Consider the following 14,919-nt stretch of genomic DNA (forward strand, 5'->3'; position numbering starts at 1 on the left):
ACTTCAATGGCTGCTTTCCGCCGTGACGTCGAATTCTACGGAGCGTTTTCGCCAGAACCAGTAGAAAGGAAGTCCGGTCGTTATCAGGCCTAAGCCGGTCAGGGCTTCGCGGGGTTGGTTGATGAGGGTCATGATGACCAGTAGCATGCAGCAAATACAGAAAAACGCCGGAACGAACGGGTAGCCAATCACCCGGTAGGGCCGGTGCAACTCGGGTTGCCGGTGCCGCAGCAGCAATACCCCCAGCGCTGTGGCGCCGTAGAAAATAAACGACGCAAAGACGAGCATGTCCGTTAGCTGGTCGAAACTGCCTGACCAGACTAGAATGATCGCCCAGACACTCTGGAATAAGATCGCGACCGAGGGGGTTCGGAAGCGCGGGTGAATGGTGGCCGCTGCCTTGAAAAACAGGCCATCTCGTCCCATGGCGTAGAAAACCCGGGCCGGCATCAGAATCGAAGCATTGGTCGAATTGGAGGTGGTCACCAGAATCAGGATCGAAATGAACGTGGCCCCCGCCCAGCCAGCGGCCTGCCGAACCACTTCGACGGCCGCAATTTTGCCGGGCGTCGCGGCCAGGCTGGCCAGCGTGTCGATGGGTAACACATAAACGTATACCGCATTCAGAAGCACGTAGATACCAATGACAATGCTCGTGCCGACGCCGAGGGCTATGGGTAAATTCCGCTGTGGGTTCCTGATCTCTTCGCCGATATACCCAATCTGATTCCAGCCATCATATCCCCAGAAAGCGCCCAGCGAGGCCGCCACGAGCGACCCCAGTAAACTACCATGGCCCACGGTGCCTGCGTGAGGCTGAACCGACTGCGTTAAATGACTGATACTACCCGACTCGGCCGTAAAGCCAACAAAAGCGATGACGGCTACGGCCGTGAAGGTCAGGTAGATAAGTCCACGGCTGAGTCCTTCCGCAAAGGTAATGCCCCGGTAATTGAGCAGGCTCAACAACGTTATGAGCAACGTAGCCACGCACTTCACGGCCAGTTCGACGGAGTCGCCAGTGAAACCAGTTAAGGCCAGCAAAGACTGGCCGAAAATATGCGCCAGGGCGGCAATCGTAGCGGTCCGCATAACCGTAAAGGCACCCCACCCGTACAGAAACGCAAACAACCGCCCGTACACTTTCTTAAAATACACATACTCGCCACCCGACTGCGGAAACATACCGGCCATTTCGGCGTAAGTAAGCGCTCCTGTCAGACTGATAAGACCGGCGGCAATCCAGCATCCCAGCACCAACAGGGGCGAACCCAACTCGGCGGCCATAGGCGCTACTTTCTTAAAAACTCCCGATCCGACAATACCACTGACCACCAGCAAAATAGCGGGTCGTAATTCAATGGTGCGCGCAAGTTTGGCCATATAGAAATTCAGAAATTGTATTCTAGGCTGATAATTTGTTTTGCAAAGAGGCAATAGTACGAAATAATTTGCCGATATCGGCGACTTCCGATCAGCCTTCCCAAGGCGGGCTACTCTCCGGAAATCCTCTTCCTAACCAGCAGAAAGGCCATTGTCGGCCACACGTCCCGCTGACCGACGGCTTAGATAAGTCAGCAAAGGCGATAGGAAAGGCGTCATGCTCTTGTAGGCAAGCATGGCCGCTGGCGTTGTACTGAACACCTGCGCCATGCGGGTCGCCCGCTCCGGATCGTCCGCTTCGTGGGCGAGTAAATTCTGGTACGTATGAATGCCGAACAGAACAGCGCCCGAACGGGGTAGCCGGGTGAGTGTTTGCCGTTCGACACGGACGTAAAGCTGATCGCCAATGGTTTCGGGTGTAAGCGTTGGCAACCGATCTGCAAGCATTTGCTTAAGAGCTGGGGTATGACGGCTGGTCATATCCAGTTGATCGTTGATTTTTATGCTCCAGTTGGCCCGCCAGACCGAACGGCCCGCGGGCAGGCGGGCCATCAATTGCTGAGCAGCGCGTAGCATCGGCTCTACAATCGGCGCAATGGGTGCATGGATTTGCCAGAAAGGCAGCCCCAGCTTTTCATCCAGACACCAGTCGTTGCCGAAGCAAAGCTGCCCCGCCACCAGTCGAACGTCTGTATCGTCGAGCAAAAGCAAATCTTCCTGGACCTGCCGTCCTGCCCAGTCGAGGGGCGCATACGCAAGGGTTGTGGCGTCGCCGAACGTAAACGTGGTTTCTTCGTGGAGAAGTTGGTTTGTCCAGGTCCAGCGGTCGCCAGCCTGCCGGAGTTTGAACTGACCGGGAGCAAACTGTGCCAATTGCTGTAGCACCAGCTCCAGCACGTCCCATTGGGCAGATTCGTAGCCTGGCAATGCGCGGTAATAATAATTCGGCCATTCGGTCAGGAGTTGCCGTTTCAGGACGATTTCGGCCGGGTAATGGGCATCTACTTCAAAAAGCCGGTCGCTTTTCGATAGGGGGGCGGTACCCATCTTCTCATTGAACTGCTGGCCGAAGGGGAAGTAGGGAAGCATTAGTGATTCATTGACATAAATGACGTTAGTTGACCATGCTGAAATGACTTTTTTCTGTCATTCCGTTTTTCTGTCATTCCGACGCAGGAGGAATCTTAAACTTCCTTTGCCTGAAAGTAAGGATGCCCTCAGATTCCTCCTTCGTCGGAATGACAGAAAAAAAGCATGAAAATAAAAAACACCCCTGACTCAGGAGAAACGAACTAGTCCAAGCCCCGGCCCACCGGTTAGACGCAAACCGCCGTTCTCAACGACGAACCCACCCGAAACAATGTCTTCGGCCAGATCGAAGCTGCCGTCGAGGTCGAGGTAGCGCGTGTGCGGGCAGGCAAAGGCGGCATGCAGGGCGGCCGTGATGCTTACCCGGCTTTCGTCGTTACACCCCCAAAATAGCGAAATGTCGGCAGGTCCGGCCAGGGTAGCAATGTCGAGCGCTGGCCGAATGCCCCCGCATTTCATCAGTTTGATATTGAAAATGCCGAAAGGTTGCGGTTGCTGCGCTAATTGCAGGGCGGCACTCAGGTCTTTCAGCGATTCGTCGGCCGCCAGCAACCGGCGGAGTTCCGCCGGCAAACCCAGGAGTTCGTGTTCGTGCCCGACGGGAAGGGGCTGCTCGATCAATTCGACATCGGCCGTAAGCGTGGCCGAGTGAAATCGGTACAGATCGGCCTGCGTGTACCCCTGGTTGGCATCGACCCGGATAACCAGGTCATTGCGGAAGATTTCCCGGAGTTTCAGCACCCGCTCAATGTCTTCGTCGACGTTCAGGCCCGTTTTTACTTTCAGCACCCGAAAGCCCTGATTATAATAGGCGTCGGCTTCGGCCAGTGTATCGGCAACGTTCATGATCCCGATCGTGACCGATGTCGGGAGCCATTGGTGCTGCTGGCCGTAGAACTGCACGACCGGAATTCCCAGGTACTGCCCGAAGGCGTCGTGCAGCGCAATATCCAGGCCGGCCAGCGTACCGGACGATTTCGGGAACTGACGTTGCGCGTCGCGGATCAGGCTGGTAAAAAGCCGGATGTCTTTCCCGACCAGGCTGGCGACCCATTCGCCCGTCAGGTTCTGAAAGGCCTGTTCGGGCGATTCGCCGACCACTTCGGGCGACGGGTTGGCAGCTCCGAGGCCAACCAGACCGTTGTCGAGTTCGATTTCCAGAAACACGTTTTCGACGTCGGAAATGGTCTGGTAAGCAATGGTATAGGGTTTGGTGAGCGCCAGATTCTGGCGGAAAGCCCGGACGGATTTAATGCGCATGAGCCGAAGAAATTAACGATTGAATAACGGGAACAATCCAGTCGACGCCTTCCTGCAATGGCAGCAGTACGGGAATACCCAACTGGTCGGTGTAGGCCTGCTGATAGGCAAAGGCTTCGTCGTCCGTGCAATCTTCCGTGTTGAGCGCCAGCGCAATCACTTCCGACCCGTACGCCCGGATCAGGGCTATCTCCGACTCGACCGGCGGAATGCGCCCCCAGGCTTCGTCGAAATCGTAGAACGTGCGTTTGGGTGCATGAACGAGCACCACCTGGCGCGCATTTCCCGAAACCAGAAATTCGGAGCCACAGGGGCCACTCGGATTGCGCAGAGCGGCCTGCCCCTCGATCAGCAGAACGTCGGCCCCAGTTTCTCGCCAGCACGATACGAGCGCATGTTCCAGCTCACCCGAAACGAAATCATTCAGGGTCGAATCGAACACAAAGCCATACTGACCGCCCTGAAGCCAGCCCGTCTGGCCGGTGTAGATCATTTGGGCATTGAGGCCGTGACGACCGCACGCTTCACGAATCAGGCGGGCGGTGGTGCGCTTGCCCAGCGCGCAGTCGGTGCCCATGACCGCAATGATTGGCGCGGTTATCTGCCGGACCTCGCCGGTCCAGAAGTGTAGTTCGCGACGGGGTTTTGGCTGACGAACGTCGATCAACTGAACGCCAAACTGAGAAGCCAGAGCTACAAGTTCGGGATTATCGGCCAGAAATTCGTGAAGCCCGTTGACGACGGATAGCCCATGTTCGATGCAGCGTTTGATGTCGGTCAACATGTCAGGCGGCAATACGCCCCCGTTCGTTGCGATCGCAACAATCGCGTAAGCGACCGATTCGGTCTGGGCAATGGCTTCGTCTACCGACGCAAAAACCGGAATGTTTCGGCTATGTCCATCCAGAACCGTACCGGCATCCTGACCGGCGGTTGGGGCATCGACCACCCCAACGATGGTATACCGCTCCGTACCGCGAATCAGGCCGTGGGCGGTTTTGGCATTTGGTGTGCTCAGTACACCATCCGTGAGCAGAATAGCTCGGTTATTCATCTGTTAAATATTCTAATTTTTCAGGAAAAATAGGCTATTGATTCTTATAATTAGTAAAAAATCTGAATAAAATAACTGTAAATATCTAAATTTAGACTATTGTTCTTTTTGAGTTCAGGAATTCGTACTGAAATAGAATCCTATTCTTTTGCTTATGCCCGACGATATCGATCTGCGCCTGCTGGCTCTGTTGCAGCAAAATGCCAAACTGACCATCAAAGAACTGGCTGAACAACTGGGTATGACGACGACGCCCATCTTCGAACGGATCAAGCGGATGGAGCGCGACGGCGTCATCGAAAACTACGTAGCGCTGGTCAATGCCGGGAAAGTGGGTCGGTCGCTGGTCGTATTCTGTAACCTCTCCATGCCCGACTACACTCCGGAAAACATTGCCGATTTTGAGCAGACCATTCGCCGGATGCCCGATGTGCTGGAAGCGTACCACCTGGCCGGTACCATCGATTATCAGCTAAAAGTGCTTGTTCACGACATCAGTGAATACGCCCAGTTTCTGCAGCAGCTTGCCAGACTGCCGATGGTGCGCGTTCACAGCAGTAATATTGCGCTTTATACCGTCAAGCACTCGACCGTAGTACCCACCAAACCCACATCGCTATGAACCTCTCGTGTCGGTTACTTCTGCTGGCTTTTAGTCTAGTAACTCTTAATGGGGTCGGCCAGAGCGTTTCGCCCATTCCAGCTTCCCGGCTGAAAACCCTCGATTCGACCCTGACCGTGTTGCATGACAAGGCTATGTTCAATGGGGTGGTGCTGGTTGCGGAAGGAGGAAAAATACGCTTCACTAAAGCGCTGGGAACAGTCAATGCCGCCACCAGCGAACCGCTGACGATCCACTCGGCTTTCAACCTGGCATCGGTGTCGAAGCAGTTCATCGCGATGATGATCATGCAGTTGCAGGAACGGGGTAAACTGCGCTACGACGAGCCGGTACAGACCTACCTACCCACGTTTCCGTACCCCAGCATCACCGTCCGCAATCTGCTGAACCACACGTCGGGTTTGCCGGAGTATTTCGACCTGGCGCAGCGATACACGGGTCCGCTCGATACGCTCACCAATGCCAGCATGCTGCAACTGCTACACGACCATAAACCGGCGCTCGTTTTTCAGCCCGGCGACCGCTGGGAATACTGCAACACCGGTTACGTGCTGTTGGGGTCGGTTGTTACGGCCGTCGGGGGCCTGCCCGTCGAAACGTTTTTCGAGCAGAACATCGCGCGGCCGCTCAAGCTGAAGAACACGTATATTTATTACCACAAAAGCAGCACTACGCCCCGAAACCGGGTGTTCGGTTTCAGACGGGAGAATGGAAAAAACCTGCCCAATGACCTGATCCGGATCGATGGGGTGATCGGTGACGGAAATGTGTACGCTTCTGCCGAAGATTTACTGACCTGGGATCAGGCGCTGTATACCGAAAAGCTGGTCAGAGCCAGTACCCTGCGGGAAGCATTTATGCCGGTCCGGCTCAACAACGGAACAACCTATCCCTACGGGTTTGGCTGGATGATCGAGGAAGCCGGCAAGGTGATCAAACATACCGGAAGCTGGGTCGGGTTTCGGACTCTGATCAGTCGCTACATCGATAAAAAACAAACCCTGATCGTACTGACGAGCGGTACGCAAGCCGCCGGGCGTGTTGCTGAAGAGATTTTATTGGGAAAAGCAGTTCAGTTACCCAACACCCAGCTCATTACGAATATCCGCCTGATCGACGGTACGGGCGTCGCGCCCCGAAAAGCCGCCGTCCGGCTTCGTAACGACCGGATCTGGGAATTTGGCGAACTAACGCCCTTTCCGAACGAAGCCGTAACCGATGGCCGCGGACTGGTACTGGCGCCGGGCTTTATCGACAGCCATAGCCACCACGACTGGGGCCTGAAACCCGATGCCCTTCCGGCACTGAGTCAGGGAATAACGACCATTGTCGTGGGGCAGGATGGGGGCGGGGTACCGTTCGATACAGTACAGGCCCGGCTGAAGCAGCAGCCTGTAGCCGTCAATATGGCGAGTTATACGGGCCATGCCATGCTGCGACAGCGCGTGATGGGAACTAATGGACTGTACCGAACGGCTAAGCCCGACGAAATTGACCGGATGAAAACCCTGCTGCGAACGGAGCTGAAAAACGGATCGCTGGGGCTGTCGACGGGGCTGGAATACGAATCCGCGTTTTTCTCTAATCGCGACGAAGTGCTCCAGTTGGCACAGGTCGTGGCCGACTCGGGTGGGCGATACATCAGCCATATCCGCAGTGAGGACGCACAGATGGACGATGCCCTCGACGAGATCATCCAGATTGGCCGCCTAACAAAAGTACCGGTTCAGATTTCGCACCTGAAAATTGCCCTGCGCGACAATTGGGGTAAATCGACTCAGGTATTGAGTCAGCTGGAGCAGGCGCGGGCCGAAGGGGTGAACATCACCGCCGACTGTTATCCGTACGACTACTGGATGTCGACACTTCGGGTGCTGTTTCCGAAGCGCGACTATACCAATCCGGCCAGTGCCGAGTTTGCGGTAAACCAGCTTTTCGACCCGGCCCAGTCGGTACTGGTAAGGTTTGCGGCCAACCCAGCCTATGCCGGAAAAACCGTTGGCGACATTGCCCGGCAGCGCCACGAAAAACCTGCTCAGACGCTGATGGGCCTGGTAGCCGAAGCGTCGGCCTATGCCGAAAAACAGCCGGATGCAGAGGGGGTCGAAGGAATCATGGGCAAATCGATGGACGAACCCGACGTCCGGAATTTCCTGGCCTGGCCACATACCAACATCTGCTCCGATGGGGCCAACGAGGGGCATCCACGCGGCTACGGCGCTTTCACGCGGGTGCTGGGCCGGTACGTACGCGAGCAGAAGCTGATGCCTCTGGAAACCGCCATCTACAAAATGACGGGCCTGACGGCCGAGCATCTGGGATTAAAAAATCGGGGTATCATTACCCCCGGCTACTACGCCGATCTGGTTCTGCTCAACCCCGATACCGTACAGGACAACGCGCGCATCGGCGATAACAAAGCTCTCTCGACCGGCATCGAAGCCGTCTGGGTAGCCGGGCAACTGGTGTACCAGAACCAAAAAGCCACAGGAGCGCATCCGGGCGTATTGGTCCGGCGGTGAAACTATCCGAACTCAGGTAATAGACGGAGTTGCTCTATTAGCTCAAAATGCTTACGATTCAGCGTGTCTAATGGTAAATCATTTGCTATTGCAGTAGATGCAATAAACAGGTCGGCGATATCAATTGATTTTCGCTGCTTTTTCAGGGTTTGCTTGACATCGACGGCAATACGCGCAGCTTTGCTGTCAAAAGAACAGACAATGATTTCAGAGAGCAACTCGTTCCAGAAGTTCAGTTGTGCTTGTGTCGCACCGCTATAAATTTCAAATTCGGTTATACTGGCAATTGCAAGTCGCTCAAATTGCTCTGAAAGTCGAACAAGTCTGGTTTTAGATTTATCCGATTTTCGGAAATAGTCAATCAAAAGGCTGGTGTCTACCATCAGGATCGTGTCCGCCATTGATTGATCGATTTTCGGGTTTCCTGAATAACATCAACCTGTTCGTCCGTAAAAACTGGTCCCTTAAGCAAGATTTGCCTAAGCCTGGATTGTTGGGGAGCGGGGTCTGGTTGCCTGGTTAACTCTTTCTGAAGCCTGGCTTTTTGAGATGGCGAGAGCTGTCTGACAATTGTCAGCAGTTCCTGGAATGGTATATGTACTTTCACTTCCATAGTCAAATATAAAGTTTTTCCCATCGGTCAACAAGACCTGACGGTAGCTAGCCAATGTCTTTCAGAAACGCATTACGTGTTTTTAGCGATCTTACTCACTTCCCCACTACGCTCAGTTCCAGATGTGAGGGATAGGCCGCTGTCCGGAAAAGGGTATGCGTAGCTTTCCTGTAATCGCTTTCTTTGGCTTCGAAGATATTCGGAACGAAGGTCTGGGGATTGCGGTCGATGATGGGAAACCAGGTGCTCTGAATCTGCACCATAATCTTGTGGCCTTTCTGGAACACGTGATTGATGGTGTGCAGGTCGATCGAATAGATTTCGGTCTTGTTGGGCTGAATGGCTTGGGGTTTTTCGAAACTGTTGCGAAAGCGCCCCCGGAACACATCGTTCGTAACCATAAGCTGGTAACCGCTCAGGGCGGGTTGTTTGGCGTATTGAGCCGGATACACATCGATGAGCTTGACGACCCAGTCGGCGTCGCTGCCGGTAGTAGCAGCAAAAAGTTTGGCCCAGACTTCGCCCGCCACGGTCACGTCCTCCGTGAGCACGTCGGTCTCCCACGACAGCACGTCCGGACGGTTGTGGACGAACCGCTGGTCTTCGGTAAGCCAGGTTCGCCAGCGGGAGCCGGGGCCGTAGGTCGCTTCGATCGGGCGAGTCCGGTAAGGGATCGGATTGGCCGGGTCCGACACGTAGCTATCAGCCCCCGAAGCGGCTTTCGGCGCGTCGAACGACAGCTTGCCATTCGCCTGTAAGTATAGGTTTCGCTTCGTCGCGTCTTTGGGTGGCCAGGTTTCGTAGCGCTGCCAGGTGTTCGAGCCGGTCTGGAAGGTGACGGCTTCCGGAAAACTCCCTGATCCTTTGCTCTTCAGATGATAGGCGAACCACGGTGCCTGAATCTCTTTCCGGAAGGTGACCGCCGTCGCGGTGTCGAAGCGGATATTGCCTAGAGTGCGGCCGTCGCCCCGTGCCCAGCCGCCGTGGTTCCAGGGACCGGCCACCAGAAAATTTTTGTGCGACTGATCCTGCTTTTCCCAGAGCTGGTATGCCTTCAGGGGACCGTAAAAATCTTCCTGATCCCACCAGCCCGCCACGTTCATAATGGCAACCTTCGGCCGGTCGATGCGGTTGATCAGGGATTGCTTCTGCCAGAAGGTATCGTAATTTGGGTGTTTCATGAAGTCGTTCCAGGTAGGCAGTTTCTCCTTAAAATAGCGCTTGTTGACGTTCGAGAGCGGCCCCAGTTTCAGGTACCAGTCGTAGGTGTCGTAGCTGGGAAACGGGAAGAGAGAATCCTGCTTAGTCGCTTCTTCCATAAACGCGTACTCGAACCCGTAGCTCAGCCGGAACGCGCCGTTGTGGTGAAAATCGTCGCCCAGGAACATGTCCGACGGTGTTGCCTGCTCCGATACGGCTACCAGCGCCGGGTGCGGGTCGATGGCGCCCATCACTGTCGTCCAGCCCGCATACGAAATTCCGTACATCCCCACTTTTTTATTGTTGTTCGGAACGTGGGCCAGCAACCACTCGATGGTGTCGTAGGTGTCCGTGCTTTCGTCGATGGCTTTCGGGTCTTTTTTGTCCCGGCTGAAACGCTGCATTTCAAACGTGCCTTCGGATTTGTAGCGCCCCCGAATATCCTGATACACAAAAATATAGCCGTCGTCGGCCAGGTCTTTGACGTACGCAATCCGGTCGGGGCTGTCGGTCTCACTGACACCATAGGGTGTACGGGTCAGCAGAAAGGGGAGTGGTTCGGTGCTGGTTTTGCGCGAATAAATTACCGTGTTCAGGCGGACACCGTCCCGCATGGGAATCAGAACTTCCTGCCGTTCGTAGGCGCTGGGTGTTTGCCCAAAAGAAGAAAGCGAGAAAAGAAGCAATAAGCTGATGAAGCTCTGTAAACGGATGTTCATGAAGAAGTGGCTGTGCGTGAAGCACTAAAGATAAAAAAGAAGCCCGTTTTTCGACAGGATTGACAGGGGCTATAAGAGTATACACCTGAAAAAAATCCTGGTTATCCTGTCGATCCTGCCAGAAACTACTTAAATCCTGGCCCCGGAAGCTTATTTTTGTCGTTCGCTGTTAAGTACAAAGAACGACAAACCCGAGTAACGCTTTGATTCCCGCCGTCAACGAGCTATTGAAAGACATCCGAAATAAACGGATCGCTCCCGTTTACCTGATTCATGGCGACGAGCCCTATTACCTCGACCGTATTGCCGACGAACTGGAAAAAGTAGCCATTCCCGTCGCCGAACGCGGATTCAATCAGTTTGTGCTGTTTGGAAAAGATACCGATGCCGGAGCCGTGCTGAACTATGCCCGTCGGTATCCGTTCATGGCCGAGCGGCAACTGGTGCTGGTGAAAGAAGCCCAGCAAATGAGCGGTATCAACGACAAATCGGCGCAGACGCTTCTCGAAGATTACGCCCTCAATCCGCTTTCGAGCACGATTCTGATGCTCTGCTACGTCAAAGAAGAAGGTAAACCCGGCCTCGACGAGCGAAAATCATGGGTAAAAGCGTTCGGATCCAAAGGAAAGCTGCTGGGTGTCAAGAAGCTATACGACAACAAAATTCCGGATTGGGTGGGGGAGTACTGCCGCGAGCAGGGCACTAAAGTTAGCCCCAAGGCGTGTCAGCTCCTGGCCGACCACATCGGAAACGACCTCAAGCGGCTGGCGGGCGAGATCGACAAAATCCTGATCAACCTGCACGTAGGTGAAGAAATTTCGGCAACTACCGTCGAGCGGCTCGTCGGCATCAGTAAGGAGTACAATGTGTTCGAGTTGCAGAAGGCACTGGCCCAGCGCGACGTATTGAAAGCCAATCAGATTGTCGATTATTTCGGGCATAATCCCAAAGACAATCCACTGGTGGTTATTCTGGCGCAGTTGTTCAACTATTTCAGCAAAGTGCTGATGGTGCAGGCGTCGAAGGATCAGACCGACAAAGCACTGGCCCCGTTGCTGGGTGTGAATCCGTTTTTTGTGAAAGATTACCTGTCGGCGGCCCGAACGTTTCCGTTACTCAAAGTGGCCGATATTCTGCATGCCATCCGCCGGGCCGATGCGCGAAGTAAAGGAATCGACTCGCCAGCCATGTCGGAGGGCGACATTCTGCGCGAGCTGGTATTCGAAGTGCTGCATTAGGCCGGCCAGACCATCGGGCGGGTTCCGTTCGGAAGTGATCAACTCGCCTGCTGGCGGGCGTAGAACTGTTCAATTCGCGCCCGGCTGCGCTTGAGCCGCATCTTGACGGCGCTGATACTCAATTTATACTGCCGGGCAATCTCCTCGATGCTTACCCCTTCTTCATATTTTAGTTTCAGCAGCGTGCGCTCCTCCACCGAGAGGCTGTCGAGTGCCAGACGGACCATCTGCATCGCTTCTTCGTGCACCTCCGCGTCTCTGGATTCGGGTAGATACTGACCCAACTCATCGCTGAGAGAGGTCGTGTTCAGCCGTTTGGAGATCCGCATCTGGTCGGCGCAGTAATTGTAGGCAATCGAATATATCCAGGTCGAGAAGCTGGACCGTTGCTGAAAGGCGTCGAGTTTATCGAACACCTTGATGAAAATATCGTGGGTAAAGTCCTGGGCTTTCTCCGAATCCTGCGTCATGGACAGGCATTGCCGGTATACTTTATCGACGTACCGATTGTAGAGTTCTTCGAAGGCTTGATTTGGCTGACCGTGCAGGTACTTCTGGATCACCTCCTCATCGGTTTGTATACCCTTCATGGAGTAGTATAAATATCAGGTTAAGTCAATTTGTAAATTTAACGTGTGTACAATTAAATGGTTGATTAAAATTTTTTAAAAATGCAGTAAGCGTATGGTAAATCTACTAAGCGGTATATATTTATCGCATTCAGGTATCATTATCGAATCGTTTTTGCCTAAATGACGATTAGTAAACGCTGGAAATAGCCCTGGTCGACTTACTTAAACGATTAACCTGGCTGGTTTACTAGACTAATCAGGTAGCTATTTCTGAATCCGAAAGAACCGTTCTACGAAAACTTTGGGGGTTGCGGTCCCACTTTTTTGGGTTAGGTCACGGTCGAAGGGGCGGTTGAGGTTGTTACCGGCCAGATCTTCCAGCCGGCTTTCGACCCGTAGTTTGTAGAGGCCGGCCTGCCAGGGCTGATCGGGTTTAAACCAACTCCGCTTTTCTTCGTCGCCAGACTGCCAGTGGCCCGCCACCGGTTGACCGGCCTTTGTCAGCACGTGCAGCGTTTCGGTCAGTAAACTATAATCGAGGGCTTCGCCAAAGCGTATCTCCAGGGCGGTCCGGCTGTCTGAGGGGGGCAGTTGAAACGCCCAGCGGGCTGGAGAAGGAGAAAGGCTATCGCGCTGAACCGCCACAAACCGTTTTTGCGTGGTAGTTCCTAGGGTAGCTCCCTGTGCGTCGGGCCAGGCTCCGGAAATAAGTAGCTCGTAGCGATTGCCGAGTTGCAAGGGCGCACCCAGTCGTTGGTTGGGCTGTAGATCGCGTTTGATACGACCGGGGTCGAGCCAGAGGGTAAGCAGGGTGCGGTCGGCATTCCACAGTTCGGGTTGTAAATCCAGAAAAACCCCAGGGAGCGTGTCTTTCCCGTTCCTCAGAATAGTAATGTAATTCAGCGATTGGCCTTCCCGCATTGGGCGCGAAAAACGCAGGTACAATTTCAGCAGGTTGTCGGGCAGCGAATCCGGCGACGGATAGATGGCCAGCAGCGTAGGCCGGTCATTGGTAGCCAGGGGCGGAATGGTTAGTTCCTGCAAGCGGTTGTTGCGTAGCCATACGCCGTAGCGCAGTCCCCGCGTAAACGGCACCAGCGGCTCGAAGAGAACAGCCTCGTCGGTTCGTTTGACCGTGCCCAGGATAGCCGTTTCTTTTCCTGCCAATCGTACGGTTAGCCACTGCTCCAGCGAGTCGGGCGGAATTGGTTCAAGAAAATGGGTTGGAATTACTAACGCGGTGGCCCGATTCGTATCCCAGCGGATCGAGATGCTGGTTTCTTCGGTGGAGCGGCACGCAGCCAGCAGACCAGCCATAAAAAAAAACAGGTTATACAAGGCGTATAACCTGATTGTAGCAGGCGTGTCAGGCTTACAAATACCGGTCATTGGCAGTCCAAAGATCGAGGCTACCATTAGATCGGCGCTGGAGGACCACCATATGGGTATCGTCGAGTTTATCCAACTGGACGACGTTGGTCAGCGGCAGCGAAACAAAATTGACGCCGGCCGTCGCGAAGTTTTCTTCAACGGGTGTTGTCAGCGACCCCTGGTAATCCTCTATGTTCTTGTAGCGCACTTTGAACACCGGACGGCTCGAATTTGCCATCAGCAGAAACGATTCGGCTCCTTTTTTGAGGGTAATGATGTCCAGCGGTTGATTGCCACTGCCCATTTCGGCGACGGTTCTGCCTTTGACGTGGCTACCGGGTTTCAGTTCATCGAGCGGAAACAGCACCAGTGGCGTACAGGTGTAACTGGCTAGTAGGTATTTTCGGCCTTTAATTTCGGTGGTCGTGAACGTCTTGATCGGGGCCATGGTTTCGTACTTGCCGTGGGCTGCGTGGTAGATTTCGAGTGAAGCCTGCTCCTGCGCGTTGGTAAACGGAAACGGAATGCTCCGGAAGGTCGAGCCAAATTCCTGGTTGGATAACCCACTCACCAGCACTTTCCCATCGGCATAGCCCATATCGGAAATCGACGCGATCCGCAGCGATTCGCCCCGGCGGTCTTTAGCGTCTTCGGCCGGGGCATTGGTCAGTGCCAGGGTTGAATAAGGAATATCCTTCAACGATACGTTCGTGATTTTGTCGCCCTCGATTTTAAGCAGCAGGGGTGTACCATCGCTGTGCTGAACGGCGCAATACAGGCTCTTCGACTTCGGGTTTACGGCCATGTCCTGAATGCTGACGTTTGCCACTTCCGTACCCAGCAGGGCCGCAATTTTCTGATCGATGTTTTTGATCTCGACCGGATTGGGTTTGTCGACCTGAGCCGCGTCTTTGGTGTCGACGGCAAAAACGGCCGCACCTTTTCCGTCGCCAATGAACAGAACCCCGTCGGGGCCGAACGTCAGCGCGTTGATAGATTTGATCGTGGGACTGCCCACCACAAGACCATAGGGATTTGGCGTGGTGGGGCGGGTGGTCGTGGCCAGTAGCAGGAGACCGGCACAGCCAACCGCCAGTAAGGAATAGATTCGTTTCATGCGGGTCAAGGTTAGTCGTTTCTGAACGGGCTGATCAGTAGGACGAATGTAAACAGTTTCGTGGATGTTTCAAGTAATTTACCCTGAGTTATTTACGAAAACACAACGCTGGTAGATGATAAGGGTTCTGATGATGAAAATCCCGCTCAGCAGACCAAC

The 14,919-nt window shown here is 54.3% G+C and carries 12 protein-coding genes; 3 read left to right on the top strand and 9 right to left on the bottom strand.

Annotation, left to right across the window (positions count from 1 at the left end):
- Positions 1 to 3 precede the first annotated feature (3 nt).
- From ACYVC2_RS22855 to ACYVC2_RS22870, 4 genes are all read right to left on the bottom strand, one after another.
- Positions 4 to 1,383 carry an APC family permease gene (locus tag ACYVC2_RS22855; protein ID WP_461106089.1) on the bottom strand — a complete coding sequence of 460 codons (1,380 nt, stop codon included), beginning with the start codon at positions 1,381 to 1,383 and terminating at the stop codon, positions 4 to 6.
- 132 nt (positions 1,384 to 1,515) lie between these two features.
- Entirely contained in the window at positions 1,516 to 2,472 is a 957-nt protein-coding gene (locus ACYVC2_RS22860) for a heme-dependent oxidative N-demethylase family protein (RefSeq protein WP_461106091.1), read from the bottom strand.
- 189 nt (positions 2,473 to 2,661) lie between these two features.
- On the bottom strand, positions 2,662 to 3,732 hold the full coding sequence (locus ACYVC2_RS22865) for a mandelate racemase/muconate lactonizing enzyme family protein (protein ID WP_461106093.1): 1,071 nt from the start codon (positions 3,730 to 3,732) through the stop codon (positions 2,662 to 2,664).
- Positions 3,722 to 4,786 carry a DUF1611 domain-containing protein gene (locus ACYVC2_RS22870; RefSeq protein WP_461106095.1) on the bottom strand — a complete coding sequence of 355 codons (1,065 nt, stop codon included), beginning with the start codon at positions 4,784 to 4,786 and terminating at the stop codon, positions 3,722 to 3,724. Before ACYVC2_RS22870 ends, ACYVC2_RS22865 begins: the two co-directional genes overlap by 11 nt.
- A gap of 154 nt (positions 4,787 to 4,940) precedes the next feature.
- On the opposite strand from ACYVC2_RS22870, the gene ACYVC2_RS22875 reads away from it, so the two are divergent.
- Both ACYVC2_RS22875 and ACYVC2_RS22880 read left to right on the top strand, forming a co-directional pair.
- Complete coding sequence (locus tag ACYVC2_RS22875; protein ID WP_461106097.1) at positions 4,941 to 5,408, top strand: Lrp/AsnC family transcriptional regulator; 468 nt, start codon at positions 4,941 to 4,943, stop codon at positions 5,406 to 5,408.
- A complete protein-coding gene (locus ACYVC2_RS22880; protein ID WP_461106099.1) occupies positions 5,405 to 7,930 on the top strand; it encodes a serine hydrolase in 2,526 nt (841 codons plus the stop codon). Before ACYVC2_RS22875 ends, ACYVC2_RS22880 begins: the two co-directional genes overlap by 4 nt.
- A 2-nt stretch (positions 7,931 to 7,932) precedes the next feature.
- Here the strand turns inward: ACYVC2_RS22880 and ACYVC2_RS22885 are convergent, their stop codons facing one another.
- Together ACYVC2_RS22885 and ACYVC2_RS22890 are read right to left on the bottom strand one after the other, a co-directional pair.
- A complete protein-coding gene (locus tag ACYVC2_RS22885) occupies positions 7,933 to 8,331 on the bottom strand; it encodes a type II toxin-antitoxin system VapC family toxin (protein ID WP_461106101.1) in 399 nt (132 codons plus the stop codon).
- Positions 8,332 to 8,638: 307 nt separating this feature from the next.
- Positions 8,639 to 10,462, bottom strand: a complete 1,824-nt coding sequence (locus tag ACYVC2_RS22890) for a CocE/NonD family hydrolase (RefSeq protein WP_461106103.1) — start codon at positions 10,460 to 10,462, stop codon at positions 8,639 to 8,641.
- A gap of 203 nt (positions 10,463 to 10,665) precedes the next feature.
- Here ACYVC2_RS22890 and holA point away from each other — a divergent pair, with 203 nt between their 5' ends.
- Positions 10,666 to 11,700 carry a DNA polymerase III subunit delta gene (gene holA, locus ACYVC2_RS22895; RefSeq protein ID WP_461106105.1) on the top strand — a complete coding sequence of 345 codons (1,035 nt, stop codon included), beginning with the start codon at positions 10,666 to 10,668 and terminating at the stop codon, positions 11,698 to 11,700.
- 38 nt (positions 11,701 to 11,738) lie between these two features.
- Here the strand turns inward: holA and ACYVC2_RS22900 are convergent, their stop codons facing one another.
- From ACYVC2_RS22900 to ACYVC2_RS22910, 3 genes are all read right to left on the bottom strand, one after another.
- The gene (locus ACYVC2_RS22900) at positions 11,739 to 12,290 is read right to left on the bottom strand and encodes an RNA polymerase sigma factor (protein ID WP_461106107.1); all 552 of its coding nucleotides are present in this window, start codon (positions 12,288 to 12,290) and stop codon (positions 11,739 to 11,741) included.
- A gap of 246 nt (positions 12,291 to 12,536) precedes the next feature.
- Positions 12,537 to 13,589: an Ig-like domain-containing domain gene (locus ACYVC2_RS22905; RefSeq protein ID WP_461106109.1), complete on the bottom strand. Its 1,053-nt coding sequence runs from the start codon at positions 13,587 to 13,589 to the stop codon at positions 12,537 to 12,539.
- A gap of 55 nt (positions 13,590 to 13,644) precedes the next feature.
- On the bottom strand, positions 13,645 to 14,760 hold the full coding sequence (locus ACYVC2_RS22910) for a hypothetical protein (protein ID WP_461106111.1): 1,116 nt from the start codon (positions 14,758 to 14,760) through the stop codon (positions 13,645 to 13,647).
- Positions 14,761 to 14,919 lie beyond the last annotated feature (159 nt).

The organism is Spirosoma koreense, from assembly GCF_054777875.1.

Coding starts and splice junctions, on each gene's coding strand:
- ACYVC2_RS22900 (WP_461106107.1), bottom strand. CDS start 12,290: ATGAAGGGTATACAAACCGATGAGGAGGTGATCCAGAAGTACCTGCAC.
- ACYVC2_RS22855 (WP_461106089.1), bottom strand. CDS start 1,383: ATGGCCAAACTTGCGCGCACCATTGAATTACGACCCGCTATTTTGCTG.
- ACYVC2_RS22890 (WP_461106103.1), bottom strand. CDS start 10,462: ATGAACATCCGTTTACAGAGCTTCATCAGCTTATTGCTTCTTTTCTCG.
- ACYVC2_RS22905 (WP_461106109.1), bottom strand. CDS start 13,589: ATGGCTGGTCTGCTGGCTGCGTGCCGCTCCACCGAAGAAACCAGCATC.
- ACYVC2_RS22870 (WP_461106095.1), bottom strand. CDS start 4,786: ATGAATAACCGAGCTATTCTGCTCACGGATGGTGTACTGAGCACACCA.
- ACYVC2_RS22910 (WP_461106111.1), bottom strand. CDS start 14,760: ATGAAACGAATCTATTCCTTACTGGCGGTTGGCTGTGCCGGTCTCCTG.
- ACYVC2_RS22885 (WP_461106101.1), bottom strand. CDS start 8,331: ATGGCGGACACGATCCTGATGGTAGACACCAGCCTTTTGATTGACTAT.
- ACYVC2_RS22860 (WP_461106091.1), bottom strand. CDS start 2,472: ATGCTTCCCTACTTCCCCTTCGGCCAGCAGTTCAATGAGAAGATGGGT.
- ACYVC2_RS22875 (WP_461106097.1), top strand. CDS start 4,941: ATGCCCGACGATATCGATCTGCGCCTGCTGGCTCTGTTGCAGCAAAAT.
- ACYVC2_RS22880 (WP_461106099.1), top strand. CDS start 5,405: ATGAACCTCTCGTGTCGGTTACTTCTGCTGGCTTTTAGTCTAGTAACT.
- ACYVC2_RS22865 (WP_461106093.1), bottom strand. CDS start 3,732: ATGCGCATTAAATCCGTCCGGGCTTTCCGCCAGAATCTGGCGCTCACC.